Annotated in this window: 2 protein-coding genes, 1 tRNA gene and 1 pseudogene; 3 read left to right on the top strand and 1 reads right to left on the bottom strand. The window is 57.1% G+C overall.

Features of this window, described 5'->3' with window-relative positions:
- Positions 1-61 precede the first annotated feature (61 nt).
- The 3 genes from ACFDSS_RS14370 to ACFDSS_RS14360 all read left to right on the top strand — a co-directional run bounded on the left by ACFDSS_RS14370 (position 62) and on the right by ACFDSS_RS14360 (position 2,783).
- On the top strand, positions 62-1,072 hold the full coding sequence (locus tag ACFDSS_RS14370) for a cytochrome d ubiquinol oxidase subunit II (RefSeq protein ID WP_375256399.1): 1,011 nt from the start codon (positions 62-64) through the stop codon (positions 1,070-1,072).
- Between the two features lie 83 nt (positions 1,073-1,155).
- A tRNA-Met gene (locus tag ACFDSS_RS14365) sits at positions 1,156-1,232 on the top strand.
- 138 nt (positions 1,233-1,370) lie between these two features.
- Complete coding sequence (locus tag ACFDSS_RS14360; protein ID WP_375256398.1) at positions 1,371-2,783, top strand: FAD-binding oxidoreductase; 1,413 nt, start codon at positions 1,371-1,373, stop codon at positions 2,781-2,783.
- Between the two features lie 61 nt (positions 2,784-2,844).
- Here ACFDSS_RS14360 and ACFDSS_RS14355 read toward each other — a convergent pair.
- Positions 2,845-3,046 (bottom strand): annotated as a pseudogene (locus tag ACFDSS_RS14355) (hydroxymethylbilane synthase); the annotation flags it as partial.

The raw sequence follows: 3,046 nt of genomic DNA, 5'->3' as shown, positions 1-3,046 counted from the left end.
AAATTGGCACGCGTATCGCACCGACACCTGCCCCCAACCCTGTTCCGGCGGAGTAAGCGAGATGAACTATTTTGGCGATCCCACTGTCTGGCTGCCGTTCGCCTTTGCGGGCCTGATGGGTCTCTCAATCCTGATCTATGTGGTCCTGGATGGTTTCGATCTTGGTGTTGGGGTACTGTTTCCTTTCGCCGAGGACGACGAAAAAGACCGGATGATTGCGTCAATCGGGCCGTTCTGGGACGCGAATGAAACATGGCTGGTCTTGGCAGTCGGCCTGTTGCTGGTCGCATTTCCAGCCGCGCACGGGGCGATCCTGACGGCACTTTATCTGCCCGTGGCGATCATGCTGATCGGTCTGATCCTGCGCGGTGTCGCATTCGAATTCCGCGCCAAGGCACCGGCCCCGCACAAACGGCTTTGGAACAATGCGTTTTTCACCGGGTCATTGATGACCTCACTCAGCCAAGGTTTCATGCTGGGGATGTACGTCATGGGGCTGGAATGGACATGGACGAACTTTGCGTTTGCAATGCTCACAGCGGTGTTTTTGACCGTAGGCTATAGCTTTATCGGGGCGACGTGGGTGATCCACAAGACAGCGCACTCACTGCAATACAAGGCCGTGAAATGGGCGCAGGGCGGTATCTGGGGGCTTGCGCTGGGGATCGGCGCGATCTCTCTGGCGACACCCTTCGTCAGCACGCGGATCTTTGAAAAATGGTTCAGCTTGCCAGAGGCGCTCTACTTGTCGCCGCTGCCAATCCTATCGGCTTTGCTGGTTTACTGGCTTTGGGCGATGCTGCGCAGAATGCCGTTTTCGGAGGACCGCTATTCCTGGCTGCCATTCGCGGCAGCGACAGCGCTTTGGGTAATGGCATTCGGCGGGATGGCTTATAGCTTCTACCCATATGTTGTGCCGGAACAGATCACGATCTATGAGGCAGCAAGCGCGCCAGAAAGCCTGTTCATCATCCTGATCGGCACCAGTATCGTGCTTCCGACAATCATTGCCTACACAGTGTTGAGCTACTTCATCTTTCGTGGAAAGGCGACGGAACTGCGGTATGATTAAAGCATGGTGGGTTTAAACCCGCGTTACAGTCAGAATCGGTTTGACACCTGACTCCCCATTGCGTAATCGGTCGCTCGTGGTACGGCGCGGTAGCTCAGTTGGTTAGAGCGAACGACTCATAATCGTTAGGTCGGGAGTTCAAGTCTCCCCCACGCCACCACCATGCTTTCTTTCATTTGGCGGTCGCGCATCGCGTGCAGATGGCCCGACTTACGGGTTGCACAAAACAGACCGTCCTTAGGCTTTCGCAACCTTTTAATTCCGGCTAGCTTGCACGAATACTTGCGCATGAGGCCCCATGACCATCCTGTCCCAAATCGAAGCGGCCATAGGCGCCGCGAATGTCCTGACAGGCGCAGATGCCGCGCCCTACGGCAAGGACTGGACAGGGGCCTATACGTCAACGCCTCTGGGCGTTCTGCGCCCCGGCAACACCGCTGATGTGTCCGCGATCCTGAAAATCGCAAGTGACACAAAAACGCCAGTCGTCCCAGCCTCTGGCCGTACCGGACTGACGGGCGCGACACTGGCCGATGGCGCATTGCTGCTTTCGTTAGAGCGGCTCAACCAGATTACCGAAATCAATCCCGACGCACGCACGGCCACAGTCGGCGCAGGGGTGATCCTATCCAATCTGCACGATGCCGCAGAAGCCCATGACCTGATCTTCCCTTTGACACTGGGGGCACGTGGCTCTGCCATGATCGGCGGCTTGCTGTCGACCAATGCAGGTGGGTCAAACGTCGTGCGCTATGGCAGCACACGCGGACTTTGCCTCGGGCTGGAGGTGGTCATGGCCGATGGGCGCGTGATGAACTTGATGAACGCGCTGCACAAAGACAACTCCGGCCTTGATTTGCGCAATCTGGTGATCGGGGCAGAAGGCACGCTGGGGATCATTACAGCAGCAGTTCTCAAACTGCACAGCAAGCCGCGCGCCTACGTGACGGCAATGGTCGCGGTGTCGTCGCTGCCTGATGCGTTGTCATTGCTGCACCGACTACAGGACGAAACCGGCGGTGGCGTTGAGGCATTTGAGTACATGCCGCGCAGCTACATCGACAAGCATATGGAACTGTTCCCGGATGCCCCGGCCCCGTTTGACGCCGCTTATGACATAAACATCATGGTCGAAGTTGCAGCGACGAAAGCCCATGACGCAGTGCCCGACACGGACGGTAGCCTGCCCGTGGTCCGCGCGCTCACGGAAACCCTGGAGAAAGAGCTTGAGACGGGGACAGTCCTTGACGCAGTCATCGCCCAAAATGATACCCAGCGCCGCACAATGTGGAAACGGCGCGAAGACGCCGGCGAAGTTGCCTTTTTCGGCGGCGTGTTCGTGAACACGGACGTGGCCTTGCCACTCGACAAGATTGCCGCATTTGAGACTGCGCTGACCCCGCGTATCAAAGCGATTGATGCAAACGCATGCGAAGTCATCGTGGCCCATTTGGGTGATGGCAACATCCACCACACAAGCTACGTCAGTCGCAATGATCCCGGAGTGATGGACGCGCTTGTGCAAGCCGTCGAGGATGTGGTGCAAGAGCTGGGAGGGTCTTTCAGCGCAGAACATGGGATTGGGGTCTCGAAGCTCGACACGATGAAACGGCGCAAGGACCCCGTTGCACTGGATGCGATGCGGGCGATCAAGGCGGCTCTTGATCCAAATAACATTCTGAACCCCGGCAAAGTCATCCCACCAAAATGACGTGAGAATTCTAGAATTCGCGCGTCACGGGAATTTCCGGAAAATCCTGCCATTCAGACGATTAGAAAAAATCAGGCCCTGCCTGCGCAAGCAGTTTCTCTGCCATCATACGGCCCATTTCAGCGCCATCTTCGACAAGTCCGGTGGACTCATCTGCAAACACTTCAGTGCCATCGGTGCGCAAAATCTCCCCGCGCAGCCGCAAATTGCCGCCGTCCAATTCCGCCAAACCTCCAATCGGTGTTTCGCAAGACCCATCAAGA

The organism is Yoonia sp., from assembly GCF_042093035.1.
GTDB lineage: Bacteria > Pseudomonadota > Alphaproteobacteria > Rhodobacterales > Rhodobacteraceae > Yoonia.
The sequence above is the reverse complement of the archived record's forward strand: the minus strand, read 5'-3'. Positions and strand labels throughout refer to the sequence as shown.

Coding starts and splice junctions, on each gene's coding strand:
- ACFDSS_RS14370 (WP_375256399.1), top strand. CDS start 62: ATGAACTATTTTGGCGATCCCACTGTCTGGCTGCCGTTCGCCTTTGCG.
- ACFDSS_RS14360 (WP_375256398.1), top strand. CDS start 1,371: ATGACCATCCTGTCCCAAATCGAAGCGGCCATAGGCGCCGCGAATGTC.